The following is a 12874-nucleotide window of genomic DNA, read 5'->3' as shown; positions in this document are numbered from 1 at the left end:
CGCCGGAAACCGCGTATTGATCTGCTGTAAATGCCGCTCGATAAACACCGCTTCCCGATCGAAGACATCGATATCCCGATCCGTGACTTCGCCATGCAATAACAGCGGAAGATCGACCTCCTGCATGGCCTCGAGCACTGCATCAACCTTGCCCAGATCCCGAACCCCGCTGTCAGAATGGGTCGTTGCGCCGGCCGGATAAACCTTGACCGCATGGATCGCGTCTGAGGCCTTGGCCCGTCGGATCTCGTCCGGCGACGTGTTTTCGGTCAAATACAGTGTCATCAGCGGATCGAAGCTCATGCCCTCGGGAACCGCCGCCAGAATGCGCCTGCGATAGGCCTCGGCCTGAGCCACCCTGGTCACCGGCGGCTTGAGGTTGGGCATCACGATGGCTCGCGCGAAGCAACGAGCGGTGTCCGCAATCACTGTCTTCAGCATGTCACCATCGCGCAGATGGAGGTGCCAGTCATCGGGTTTGGTTATTCGTATTTGCTGGTTTGACATTCCAAACTGGAGAATCAGGTTATTGCTGCAAATGCTGTTATTCCACGATCATTATACGGCATGTGTCTTACTCGACTTTGGCACTTTTCGACCCCCTCAGTCCACGGCATGTGTCTTACTCGACTTTGGCACTTTTCGGCCCCCTCAGTCCGTTGCGGCAAGCTGATCGAGCAAGCGTTCCAGGCGCTGGGGTGAAATTGTGACCGGGTCCTGCTCGCTGGCTGAGGTGTCGAAATAGGTCTCGCCTCAAATCCGGCTCCGGGCCAAGGCCAGACAGTCAGAGAACGTCGCCTCCGGCTTGAGGTACCAGGCGCTCGAGCGCGCCAAGGTGGGCCAGTACTCGCGCCAGCGATGGACCATCAGGCAGGCCAGCGAGAACAGGTCCATGAGCACCGGCGTGGTCCGGGCGATGGCGAGATCGATCCACTGACGTTGGGTCTCCACGCCGAGATGGCAGGGCCGTGCCACTGAGGACGCGCAGCGTTTTGCGCTCACCGCGGTACCAGGGCATGGTGATGACCTCGCCCTGGGTGCGCGCTTCCTCCACGCGGCTGGCCAGTTTGCTCAGGCGCGCACCTTTCTGCGGCTTGCGCCCACGCGCCCGGCAGGCAAGCCGGCTCAGGAAACTCAAACAGTGGCCCATCCAAGCGCAGACGGCTGATCTGCGTGGCCTGGTTGGTCAGACACTCCCAGCCCAGGTGGATGCTGGCATAGCGCCCATCGCGCAGCGCTGTGGTCACGGTGCGCGGGCCCCTGAGCGAGCAGGGTAGCGATCACCAACACACCTGGGCATGCGCCCAGGTCGGTCGCGTGAACAGCACAGCAAACGGCTACAATCGTCAGCGGTAGGATGGCAATGGCGGTCCGGTTTTGGCGTTTTGGGTGACATCAGACTACCGCTCGCTCCCCTCTGCCGCCAACCGCTCAGTCTTCAACCGCCCCTTGCAGGGCGCTCTCCGGCCACCAGGCCGCCTGGCGAAAATGGCCAAAGTCCAGTAAGGAGATAGCAAAACTCCAGGTGGCGTACACGCGGCGTCAAATTATATCCTGCGCGCTTAAGCCTCCAAAAATGTCAACATCTGAGGCAGCAGTGGCAGGACCAAAAGACGTGATCGTGTAGGATAAATGATAGGTGCCGGCAAGCGCGTTGGCGAAGGAATCCGCCGAAACATAGGCTATGCCGGTGTAGTCCGCCTCATAGATAAGCCGCGAGTTTAGACCAGCCCCACCATCATCGTCACTGGCCAAAAATTGACCGGATGCGCCGTAAAGCTCAACGAACGGATCAGCCAACGCGTTTGTTCCGCTACCAACCAAATCGATCTGGATAGTGTCACCCTGGAAAAATAAAATCTCATACCAGTCGGTATCCCCCGGCGCATCAAGCACGCCGGTCACGGTTCCGCCAACGGGCAGAATAGCTGTCGTTGATGGATCGCCGGGGATGTCACGATCAACCGGGCGGCTTGCACTCAAGCTTAACTCGTAGGTGCCTTGATCTGAGATAAGGCTGTACGTTTCAGCCGAAATATAGACGCGCCCAGTCGAGGTGGGTTCATAGACCAGCAACGAGTTCAACCCGAGTCCGCCATCGTCATCGCTGTCAAGGAACTGGCCCGCCGCATTGAACAATGCTAAATAAGGATCGTCGATTGTATTCGCACCCGAGCCTGGAACCAGCTCGAATTGATACGTCACACCGGGCTGCACGTTGACGGCATACCAGTCGGTATCTCCGGGCTGATCGATCAACCCGTTGATCGTTTGGCCAATATTGAGCGTATGGGTGGTCGAAGTGTCCCCAGGCACGTCACGGCCCGGGCCCGCTCCGCTTGCACTTGAAGTCAAAACATAGCTACCGCTACGCAGGTTCGCATACCCCTCCGCCGACAGAAAAACGGTCTCAGCGCCGGAGGTGGTATAGATCAATTCGGAATTCAGGCCCTCGCCGCCGTCGTCATTCATCGCGATCTGAGTGCCGATATCGTCATACAATCGGAGCAAAGGATCGGACAACTGACCCGGCGCACTGCCTCCCGTGAGGCCGAATGTGTAGACTGTGTTCGCGGCCAGTTCTGCACGGAACCAATCTGTGTCGCCGGCGACCTCTAGCGTGCCACTTACCATGCCATTGGCGGCGGGGATCACCCCTGTTGTCGAGAGATTACCCGCAAAATCATCGCTCTGCGACGACAGCAAGCTGGCAGTCAGCGTGTAGCTTCCTGTTTCTGAGTGCCAGAATGAACGGGCCTCGAGAAAGTAGGGCCCGCTTTTAGAAGAGATAAATTGGAGGCTGGAGTTCAGTCCCTCGCCACCGTCATCATCCACTGCAATTAACTGTCCGTCCTCGTCATAAAGCGCGAGATACGGATCCGACAGCGTATTGCCGACCAAGTCGAAAACGTAAGTGCTCCCTGCGGCAAGGTCGACGCGAAACCAATCTGCATCGCCCTGAAAATCGATTTGGCTCGATTGGCTGGAACCAATCGCAATCACCGATGACGTACTTGCATTGTCCGGTATCTCTCCATCGAAATCGTCATCACTGGTGACAGTCAGCGTATAGCTGCCTGTTGCGGTGCCGAATGCACTCGCGCTGAGATAGTAGGTCCCGCCTTCGGAAACAACGTATTCCAACCGTGAATCAAGCCCAGCACCGGAATCATCATCCGAGGTGATGAAGGCACCCGTGGATGTATAAAGGCTGATCAGCGGATCGGTGAGCGTCCCTTGGTTTAACGCCGTGCCCTGCAAGTCAAAAATATAGTTCCCGGGGTCCAGGGTGATCTCGAAAAAATCACGATCCCCAGCAAAATCAATCGTACTATTGCGCGATTGGTTCACTGCAATCCGTTCCGAGGTCGAGATGTTGCCGGGAATGTCGACAAGAGAGGGTGGCGGTGTCGTAGGTGACGGATCGAGATCGAGAATGGCTTCGGCAAAGGCAAGCATGTCGACGCGGTCGTAACTAGCCCCAGTGTTAGGCACACGGTCTTCAGGCCGCTCAGCGTCGATGAAGCGGGTTGCAGAACTGGAAAGGAGCGCTGTGATTTCATCCATCGTCAGCCGTCGCCCAAGATTTTGTTCCGCGATCTGCTGACCTAGGACCAACATCCCCGCTAAATGCGGAGCGGCCATGCTCGTGCCGCTAAAGGCGATTTCACCTCCGCCGACACGGGCTGAAGTGATTCCGGATCCGGGCGAGAATAATGTCGGGATAGTGACCGACCGCTGAGAAAAGGACGAGATGTAGTCAGCAGTTTCGAACGTTCCTCCAACTGATCCGACGGCGATCGAGTTGGGATCTCGTGACATCGTACTAGCCCCCTGAGCACGATAGGTTTCATAGCTATTTCCCGCTGCCACGACGACAGCAACACCAAGATTATCGCTTAGCCTGCTGAACTCGTCGCCGAAAGTTTCAGATGTCTCGACAAAATTGCCATTCGTGCCATCGCCGAGCGACAGATTTACAGCGACGATGTTGAGCGCTTCTGCATTGGCTGCAACCCATTGCAACGCATTTTCGATGTCGCTGTCCCAACCACTACCGTTCTCGTTGTCGAGCACCTGCAACGCGACGATGGAGACATTTGGCGCGACGCCAGGAAAATTCGGGGCAGACGATCCGATGATCCCGGCAACATGGGTACCATGGCCTTGCACGTCATTGGCAGTACCGTCGCGTTCTGGAGTAAAATCAAGGGCCGCCACAATCCGGTCTGCAACGCCGTTCTGGTCGCTGTCCGGACCAAAAGCGGGATGGTCGAGATCGATCCCGGTGTCCAAAATCGCCACAGCGTAACCTGATCCATCAATCCCCGCAAATCGGCTGTCGGCGCGAAAATCATCGAGGCTGATAACGGACTCGGACAAGTCGAGGCTGATTTCTAATGTTCCTGTCGACTTCTCTTCGTAGACTTGGGCGATGCCGCTTTTGTCATCCGGTGCTGCATCATCGTTGAGTCCGTCCGTCGGATCGATCTTATTATCATCTGGTGTATCTGGGAAAATCGCTTCCTCTGCGTTTCTCTTAGCCTGGGTAATTTGCTGATCTCCATACTCAAAAGGTGAGCCTGGTCGGCCAGATTCGGTAGCAACAAAGGTGAAGACGGATAGCAGGTTATTGAACCCAGCTCCGTATTCAACCTGATTGGTATCTTCATCGATAGTGACTTGGCGACTCAGAATCCGGGAGAAAATATTTAGGAGATTCTCTGAAAGTGCAGCCCCGCCAGCTAACTCTCGCATAACCATTTCTACAAAATCGTGTTCTTTGCTCATAGTGGCTTTCTTCAAATGATTTTAATAGAATAAGTCACCTCATAAATCTTGCCTATAGGTTCTCAGCAGCAGAGCCGTTGAGAGTCGTTGGCTTTGAGCATTGATTATTCCAAATCCGAGTATTTTGGTAGAAATCGCACTCACAAGCAGCAAGATGCTACTACTATAGCCCATGACCGCCACTTTGCAATCTGTACTTTTGGGGCTAATGATTCAGTAGGCGAAAAAGCAACTACGCAGGCCACCCCAAATCGCGTTCGCTCTTTATGTGTTTCGGACAGGTCCGGGTCAGCGAGCGGCTACGCTGAGACATCAGGCCGCAGGAGTTGAGGGCGCAAGCAGCCGAGAGGTACGATCCGGCCTTTTGAATCGCTGCTGGAGTAGTCAGATGCTCAACATCCAAACGCTCATCGACGATGCCAAGTGCTTCGAGACCCTGCGCGGGCTGCGCTGGCCCGAGGGGGTGCGCTGCGTGCAGTGCTGTTCGGCGGCGATCACCAAGCAGGGGTGTGAGACCACTTAGCCTGAGCGCCAGACGTATCGCTGTCAGGACGGCGGGCGCTGGTTCGACGATCTGACCGGGACGCTCTTCGCGGGTCACCATCAGCCATTGCGTACCTGGGTGCTGTGCCTCTACTTCATGGGGCTGAATCTGTCGAATCGCCAGATCGCTAGCGAGTTGGGTCTCAACAAGGATGATGTGCAGCGCATGACCCAGCAACTGCGCCAGGGCATCAAGTCCGCGCAACCTGCCCCGCGGCTCAGCGGCGAGGTCGAGGCCGACGAGGTCTACGTCACTGCGGGCCATCAAGGTCACCCGGACGCGGTGCAAAAAAAGCGCCGGGGCCGGCGTCGCCGCCTCAAAGGCGCCCGTGGCCGCGGCACCTTGGCCAAAGAGAAGCCCCCGATTCTTGGACTCATCCAGCGCAGTGGCGAGGTGGTTCTGCGGATGCTCGAGAACGTCCAACAACAGACCATTGAGCCCATCATCCGAGGCTGCGTCAGCGCAGGTACCCGGTTCTCTACCGATGAGTACGACATCGATTCACGGCTGACCGACTGGGGTGATGACCACCACCACAGCGTTTGCCACAGTCGGAGTGAATATGCCCGCGATGACGATGGTGATGGTTTCTGCGAGATCCACGTCAACACGATGGAGGGTGTCTGGTCGTTGCTGCGCTCCTGGCTGCGCCCGCACCGGGGTCTCTCGCAAGAGCATCTGCCGTTGCACCTGAACTTCTTTCAGTTCGTGCATAACGCGCGAGTGCGGGGCAAGGGACAGCTGCCGGCGCTCTTGGGAGCGCTGGTGGCTTAGCTGACTGGAACACATAAAGAGCGAATCTTACAATCGCGAGAACGCGGCGGGATCCAATGTTTAACGCCGGAACCCCTCGAGATTCTCGAGAAACCAGTGGTAGGTCTGTCCAAGCCCGACCTCAAGCCCATACCCTGCTCTCCAGCCAAGCGCGTTGAGGCTCGAGACATCCAGCAGCTTGCGCGGCGGCCCGTCGGGCATGCTCGGGTCGAAGTTGAGTGTGCCCTGATAGCCGGTGACCCGGGCGATGGTTTCGGCCAGCTCGCGGATGGTGACGTCAACGCCCGTGCCGACGTTGATGTGCGAGCACATGAGCTGGGTGTTGGCCTGGTAGGTCTCGGGGTCCAGATTCAGCACATGCAGGCAGGCCGAGGCCATGTCGTCGACGTGGAGGAATTCGCGCTTGGGTGTGCCAGTGCCCCAGATGACGACCTCAGGGCTGTTGGCTTGGGTGGCCTCGTGGAAGCGCCGCAGCAACGCTGGGATCACATGGCTGTGCTCGGGGTGGAAGTTGTCGCCGGGGCCGTAGAGGTTGGTCGGCATCACGCTGCGGTAGTCGCGCCCGTATTGGCGGTTGTAGCTCTCGCAGAGCTTGATGCCGGCGATCTTGGCGATGGCATAGGGCTCGTTGGTGGGCTCGAGCGGGCCGGTCAAGAGCGCGTCCTCGGCCATCGGCTGCGGGGCTTCTCGGGGATAGATACAAGAGGAGCCGAGGAACAGCAGCTGTTGGATATCGGCCTGATGCGCGGCGTGAATCAGGTTCGCCTCGATCATTAGGTTTTGGTAGATAAACTCCGCCGGCAGGCTGTTGTTGGCCTCAATGCCGCCGACCTTGGCGGCGGCAATGATGACCTGATCGATCTTGTGCTGCCGGAAGAAGGCGTTGACGGCCTGCTGGTTGAGCAGGTCCAGCTCGGCGCGGCTCGCAGTGAGCAGCTCGACCTCGCCCTGCGCGTCTAGCTGGCGGGCGATGGCGCTGCCGACCATGCCGCGGTGGCCGGCAATGAAGATGACGGGCGTTCGACTGACCATCTGTTTCCTCATGGTGTCTCTTGCAGGCTGTTGGGATCAGGAGGCGGACTGGGAAGCGAACCGCAATGAGTTAGCGTTCTGCGACGATCAGCGCGTCTCGACGGGCTCTGGAAACCAATCGTCTTCGAGCAAGACATCGAGTGCGTAGGGTATCTGTTTGGGAAATCGCGCAACTGGAAGACTGGTCTCTTTCGCCGCGAGCGTGACCCCGTCTGGATAAGCGCGCTCAACAGCCTCTGAAAGAAATGGCCGCAGACTTGGACAGTCGTTCAGCAGATCGCGAATCCGCAGCCGTTGTTCGAGGATGGAGCCACGCCAAGAGCCACTCCGGTGGGCCGGCTGGTAAGCCCACTTTAAGAGATGCGCGAGCAGGATCTTGAGGCGACTAACAAGCTCCTGTCGATCACGCCTCGCCATGGCCTCAAGCTCCTCGATCAAATGCACGACGTCGACCTCTTGGAAGCGGCCCTGCTTGAGCAGCGCAGCTGTCTGCGCCGTCCAAGCATGGATATCCTGCTCGTAGAGATTCGCGACACTCATCGTCCATCCTCACGCGCGATCGGGATCGCATGGCCGTGGGCCTTGAGCAGGGCGAAGCGCCGGGCGCTGTTGAGGTCCTCTGTAACCATCTCGGCGACCATCTCCTGGACGCTGATCTCAGGCACCCAGCCGAGGCGTTCGCGGGCTAGGGTCGGATCGCCGAGCAGGGTCTCGACCTCGGCGGGGCGGAAGTAGCGCGGGTCGACGCAGACGATGACATCGCCGACCTTGAGCGCGGGGGCAATCTCGGGGTCGGCGATGGCGGTGACGGTGCCTTGCTCATCGAGGCCCTGCCCTTGGAATTCGAGGCTGATGCCAAGCTCGGCGGCGGTCCATTCGACGAATTGGCGCACCGAGTATTGCTTACCGGTGGCGATGACGAAGTCTTCGGGCTGCTCCTGCTGGAGCATCAGCCATTGCATGCGCACATAGTCTTTCGCATGGCCCCAGTCGCGCAGGGCGTCCATGTTGCCGAGATACAGGCACTGCTCGAGGCCTTGGGCGATGTTGGCCAGGGCGCGGGTGATCTTGCGGGTGACGAAGGTCTCGCCACGGCGCGGGCTCTCGTGGTTGAAGAGGATGCCATTGCAGGCGTACAGACCATAGGCTTCGCGGTAGTTGACGGTGATCCAGTAGGCGTAGAGCTTGGCGGCGGCATAGGGGCTGCGCGGGTAGAAGGGCGTGGTCTCGCGCTGCGGAACCTCTTGAACCTGACCGAAGAGTTCAGAAGTCGAGGCCTGGTAGAAGCGGGTCTTGTCGGTGAGGCCTAGGAAGCGGATGGCCTCGAGCAGGCGCAGGGTGCCGATGGCGTCGACGTCAGCGGTGTATTCGGGGGCCTCGAAGCTGACCGCGACGTGGGATTGGGCGCCAAGGTTGTAGACCTCGTCGGGCTGCACCTGTTGGATGATGCGCGTCAGATTGGAGGTGTCGGTGAGGTCGCCGTAGTGGAGGACGAATTGCTGGTCCTGCTGATGCGGGTCTTCGTAGATGTGGTCGACACGCTGGGTGTTGAACAGCGAGGCGCGGCGCTTGATGCCGTGGACCTCGTAGCCCTTTTCGAGCAGGAATTCGGCAAGGTAGCTGCCGTCTTGGCCGGTGATGCCGGTGATGAGGGCTCTTTTAGTCACTGCTGAAGCTCCAGATGAGGCGGCGGTGCGGCGGCCTTTTGATCCAAGTTGCTTAGGATAACGCGCCTACCTGTGCGAGGGGGAGACTGATGATCGAGTGGCACGGATAACCCCCGCCGAGGCTGTGCGCCTATCCAGCCGGCAGGGTCCAGCCGGCAGGGTCCAGCCGAGCGCGCGTCCAGCCGGGCGCTCGCGCGAGTCCTCGCATGCTGGAATCGCTGACCATCGAGGTTTACCCTGCTCATCCCGTCCATCGCCCAAAAAGGAGAAACCAATGACCGACATAAAGACCAATCCAGCCGTCGCGCCGATTGCGCCGTTTGGCGATCTTGAGAAGAACTGGGGCTGGCTACTGGCGTTCGGCCTGCTGTCGATCGTTCTCGGTACGATTGGCCTTGGCATGACCTTTATGCTGACCGAGTTGGCGATGGTGTTCTTCGCCGCCCTCCTGATCGTCGGCGGCGTCTTCCAGCTCCTTGATGCGCTCAAATGCAACGGTTGGAAGAGTACTGCCTGGCATGTGCTGATCGCACTGCTTTACGTTGCCGCCGGCGTCTATATGACCCTGCATCCGACCCTGGCGGCGGTGTCGCTGACCCTGCTGCTCGGGGCTATGTTCATCACGGTCGGTCTGCTGCGCTCAATCATGGCGTTTCAGCTCAAGCCCGCAAAAGGCTGGTGGTGGCCACTGGTCTCGGGGGTGATCTCGCTGATCCTTGGCGGCCTGATCCTGGCCGAATGGCCGCAATCCGGCCTGTTCATCATCGGGCTGTTCATCGCCATCGAGCTGATCTTCAACGGCTGGTCTTATCTGTTTATCGCGCTTGCCGCTCGCGCCGCCGGCAAGCAACGGCAGGCTGGCGAATCGGTGAGTTTTTGAGCAAACAATCCTCATCAGGCCTTGGGGGTAGCGCTGGCCTAATGGTCATGGCGCCGGCGCCACCCCGACAGATGAATCGCGACGGATTCACGTTAACCGGGCCAGCATAACGCTCGCTCAAGGGGCCACTCACCACTGACGGAGCGACGACATGAAAGACGGCGTCATCCTCTCGATCGACCAAGGCACCACCGGCTCGACAGTGCTGTTCTTCGACCATGCCGGCCAGATTCGCAGTCGCGCCTATTCCGAGTTCACCCAGCATTACCCGAAGCCAGGCTGGGTCGAGCACGATGCCGAGGAGATCATGTTGGTCACCATGAAGGTGATCGCCGAGGCACTTAAAGCGGGCGGTATCGCCCCGAATGACATCAAAGGCATCGGCATCACCAATCAGCGCGAGACCGCGGTGCTTTGGGACCGCGCCAGCGGCAAGCCGGTCGGACGTGCGATCGTCTGGCAGGATCGGCGCACCGCCGATGTCTGTGCCGAGCTGAAGGCGCAGGGTCATGCCGAGAGGGTGCAGCAAAAGACTGGCTTGGTGATCGACCCCTACTTCTCCGGCACCAAGATCCAGTGGATGCTGGACAACATCCCTGGACTCCGCCAGCGCGCCGAGCGTGGCGAGATCTGCTTCGGCACCATCGACTCTTGGCTGGTCTACAACCTCACCGGCTGCAAGACCCACATCACCGACTATTCCAACGCCTCGCGCACCCTGCTCTACAACATCCGCGAGCTGCGCTGGGATGAAGAGCTGCTGGCGCTGCTGGATATCCCGGCCGCGATCCTGCCCGAGGTGCGGCCTTCCTCTGAGATTTATGGCGAGACTGATCCGCAGATGTTCTTCGGTACCCGCGGCATTCCGGTCGCTGGGATTGCTGGCGATCAACAGGCGGCGCTGTTCGGTCAGGCCTGCTACCAGCGCGGCATGGCCAAGAACACATACGGCACCGGCTCCTTTGTGCTGATGCACACCGGCACCGAGGCGGTGACCAGCAACGAGCAGCTGCTGACGACGATTGCCTGGGGCATCGGCGACGAGCCGGTCGAGTACGCCATCGAAGGCGCGATCTTTGTCACCGGCTCGGCGGTGCAGTGGCTGCGCGATGGGCTGCAGATGATCGAGCACGCCAAAGAGACGCGCGAACTGGCGCGAGCGGTGCCGGAGAACGAAGACGTCTACTTCGTGCCAGCGCTGGTCGGACTGGGTGCTCCACATTGGGACCCCTATGCCCGCGGCCTGCTGATCGGCATCACCAGAGGCACCAGCCGCGGCCATGTCGCGCGCGCGGTGCTCGAGAGCATGGCCTATCAGACGCGCGATGTGATCGAGGCGATGGAGCGCGACTCCGGCATCCACCTCAAGGAACTGCGTTGCGACGGCGGCGCCTCAGTGAACAGCGTGTTGATGCAGTTTCAGTCCGACATCCTCGGCGTCAACGTCGAGGTGCCGAGCATCATCGAGACCACCGCACTCGGCGCCGCCTATCTGGCCGGTCTCGCGGTCGGCTTCTGGGAAAGTCGCGAGGAGATCGCCAAGCAATGGGCGCTGGATGTGCGTTATCGTCCGCGGATCGATGAGGCTAAGCGGGCGAAGCTGTTTAGACGCTGGCATCGTGCGGTGGAGTTGGCGAAGGGATGGGCTAGGGAAGAACAATGAATCTGAGAGATAGCAATATCGCTAAGCTCCCCAATCGGGTGTTCGATGCGCTGATCATCGGTGGTGGGATCAACGGGGCCGTCTCGGCGGCCGCGCTGTCGGGCAAGGGCGCGAGCGTGGCCTTGATCGATCAGCGCGACTTCGCGGGCTTTACCAGTCAGCAGTCGTCGAATCTGGCCTGGGGCGGGATCAAGTATCTGGAGAGCGGTGACTATGGCTTGGTGCGCAAGCTGTGCCTGAGCCGGAATCATTTGATTGATAGCTATCCGAGCCGGGTGCAGGAGATCCGCTTCTTTACGACGATCGATAAGGGCTTTCGGTTTTCGCCTTGGTTCCTGTGGATCGGCACCTGGGTCTATTGGCTGTTCGGCAATGGCTACACCCGCATCCCGCGTCTGATCAGCAAGGGGCAGATCCGGCGCGAGGAACCGGTGATCAACACCAGCAAGGCCGCCGGTGGCTTTGAGTATTCCGATGCCTATCTGCACGATAACGACTCGCGCTTCGTGTTCCAGTTCGTGCGCGCGGCGATGGACCGGGGCACCATTGCCGCCAACTATGTCGAGGCGCTGGGCTCGCGGCGGGAGGAGATCGCCGACGAGGAGATGGGCACAGAACGCGGTCAGAACGCGGTCTGGATCACCGAGGCGCGCGATACCCAGGGCGGCGAGACCTTTCAGATCCGCTCGAAGATCCTGATCAATGCCGCTGGCCCCTTCGCCGATGGGCTCAATCAGCGCAACGGCGAGCAGACCGCGCATCAGCATCTGTTCTCCAAGGGCATCCATCTGATCGTGCCGCGGATCACGCCGCAGCAACACATCCTGACCTTCTTTGCCGATGATGGCCGGTTGTTCTTCGTCATCCCGATGGGCGTGCGCACCTGTATCGGCACCACTGATACGCCGGTGGAGAGCCCGTTCACCGCGGTGACCGATGAAGACCGTGATTTTGTGCTCGAGAACATCAATAAGCGCCTCGAACTCGCCAAGCCGCTGACCCGCGATGACATCATCGCCGAGCGCTGCGGGGTGCGCCCGCTGGTGGTCCAGCGAGCACCCAACACTGCTGTTGGGGGTTTAGGCGTCAGCATCCATGGCTCTGCCGGCAATGGCCATGATGCGGAAGGCAGCGGCAATGGTGCGGCTGGCGATGACACGGCCGGGAATGGCAAGACTGGGGATGGCGACAACGCGGAGGAGCGTGCGCGCGACTGGATGCAGCTCTCGCGCAAGCACGCGATCGATGTCGATCCGGCGCGCGCGCATCTGTCGATCTTCGGCGGCAAGCTGACCGACTGCGTCAATGTCGGCAATGAGGTGGCGGAGATTGCGACCCAGCTCGGGGTGACGCTGCCGCATCCGCACTATCGCTGGTACGGCGAGCCGCATCGCTCGGTCTATGAGGAGTACAGGCATCAAGCGCGGCTGATGGATCTGAATAGCTACACCTCGCCAGATTCGATCGAGCCGCTCTCGAGTCGGCTCTGGCGGCGCTACGATCAGCAGGCCTTTGAGCTGCTG

General features: G+C 59.7%; 11 protein-coding genes. 5 read left to right on the top strand and 6 right to left on the bottom strand.

The genetic code is table 11. The features are described from left to right. From VBE63_RS20055 to VBE63_RS20045, 3 genes are all read right to left on the bottom strand, one after another. On the bottom strand, positions 1-507 hold a 507-nt coding region (locus tag VBE63_RS20055; RefSeq protein WP_323684793.1), incomplete at its 3' end, for an amidohydrolase family protein. 246 nt (positions 508-753) lie between these two features. Then, entirely contained in the window at positions 754-975 is a 222-nt protein-coding gene (locus VBE63_RS20050) for a hypothetical protein (RefSeq protein WP_323684792.1), read from the bottom strand. Between the two features lie 567 nt (positions 976-1542). After that, positions 1543-4791: a S8 family serine peptidase gene (locus VBE63_RS20045; RefSeq protein ID WP_323684791.1), complete on the bottom strand. Its 3249-nt coding sequence runs from the start codon at positions 4789-4791 to the stop codon at positions 1543-1545. Between the two features lie 388 nt (positions 4792-5179). Here VBE63_RS20045 and VBE63_RS20040 point away from each other — a divergent pair, with 388 nt between their 5' ends. Both VBE63_RS20040 and VBE63_RS20035 read left to right on the top strand, forming a co-directional pair. Further along, the gene (locus tag VBE63_RS20040; RefSeq protein WP_323684790.1) at positions 5180-5314 is read left to right on the top strand and encodes a transposase; all 135 of its coding nucleotides are present in this window, start codon (positions 5180-5182) and stop codon (positions 5312-5314) included. An 87-nt stretch (positions 5315-5401) separates the two neighbouring features. After that, entirely contained in the window at positions 5402-6109 is a 708-nt protein-coding gene (locus VBE63_RS20035) for an IS1595 family transposase (RefSeq protein WP_323684789.1), read from the top strand. 60 nt (positions 6110-6169) lie between these two features. Here the strand turns inward: VBE63_RS20035 and fcl are convergent, their stop codons facing one another. The 3 genes from fcl to gmd all read right to left on the bottom strand — a co-directional run bounded on the left by fcl (position 6170) and on the right by gmd (position 8808). Continuing rightward, complete coding sequence (gene fcl / locus VBE63_RS20030; protein ID WP_323684788.1) at positions 6170-7141, bottom strand: GDP-L-fucose synthase; 972 nt, start codon at positions 7139-7141, stop codon at positions 6170-6172. Between the two features lie 87 nt (positions 7142-7228). After that, complete coding sequence (locus VBE63_RS20025; protein WP_323684787.1) at positions 7229-7681, bottom strand: DUF29 domain-containing protein; 453 nt, start codon at positions 7679-7681, stop codon at positions 7229-7231. Continuing rightward, positions 7678-8808, bottom strand: a complete 1131-nt coding sequence (gene gmd / locus VBE63_RS20020; protein WP_323684786.1) for a GDP-mannose 4,6-dehydratase — start codon at positions 8806-8808, stop codon at positions 7678-7680. Before gmd ends, VBE63_RS20025 begins: the two co-directional genes overlap by 4 nt. A 274-nt stretch (positions 8809-9082) precedes the next feature. On the opposite strand from gmd, the gene VBE63_RS20015 reads away from it, so the two are divergent. From VBE63_RS20015 to VBE63_RS20005, 3 genes are all read left to right on the top strand, one after another. Further along, positions 9083-9688, top strand: coding sequence for an HdeD family acid-resistance protein (locus VBE63_RS20015; protein WP_323684785.1), 606 nt, complete (start codon positions 9083-9085; stop codon positions 9686-9688). Between the two features lie 151 nt (positions 9689-9839). Beyond that, complete coding sequence (gene glpK / locus VBE63_RS20010; protein ID WP_323684784.1) at positions 9840-11351, top strand: glycerol kinase GlpK; 1512 nt, start codon at positions 9840-9842, stop codon at positions 11349-11351. Then, positions 11348-12874, top strand: a 1527-nt coding sequence (locus VBE63_RS20005) for a glycerol-3-phosphate dehydrogenase/oxidase (RefSeq protein WP_323684783.1), incomplete at its 3' end; no start/stop codon positions are given. The genes glpK and VBE63_RS20005, both read left to right, overlap by 4 nt.

The sequence above is a fragment of the Lamprobacter sp. genome (assembly GCF_034860625.1).
Lineage (GTDB): Bacteria > Pseudomonadota > Gammaproteobacteria > Chromatiales > Chromatiaceae > Lamprobacter.
The sequence above is the reverse complement of the archived record's forward strand: the minus strand, read 5'-3'. Positions and strand labels throughout refer to the sequence as shown.

Coding starts and splice junctions, on each gene's coding strand:
- fcl (WP_323684788.1), bottom strand. CDS start 7,141: ATGGTCAGTCGAACGCCCGTCATCTTCATTGCCGGCCACCGCGGCATG.
- VBE63_RS20045 (WP_323684791.1), bottom strand. CDS start 4,791: ATGAGCAAAGAACACGATTTTGTAGAAATGGTTATGCGAGAGTTAGCT.
- VBE63_RS20015 (WP_323684785.1), top strand. CDS start 9,083: ATGACCGACATAAAGACCAATCCAGCCGTCGCGCCGATTGCGCCGTTT.
- VBE63_RS20040 (WP_323684790.1), top strand. CDS start 5,180: ATGCTCAACATCCAAACGCTCATCGACGATGCCAAGTGCTTCGAGACC.
- VBE63_RS20025 (WP_323684787.1), bottom strand. CDS start 7,681: ATGAGTGTCGCGAATCTCTACGAGCAGGATATCCATGCTTGGACGGCG.
- glpK (WP_323684784.1), top strand. CDS start 9,840: ATGAAAGACGGCGTCATCCTCTCGATCGACCAAGGCACCACCGGCTCG.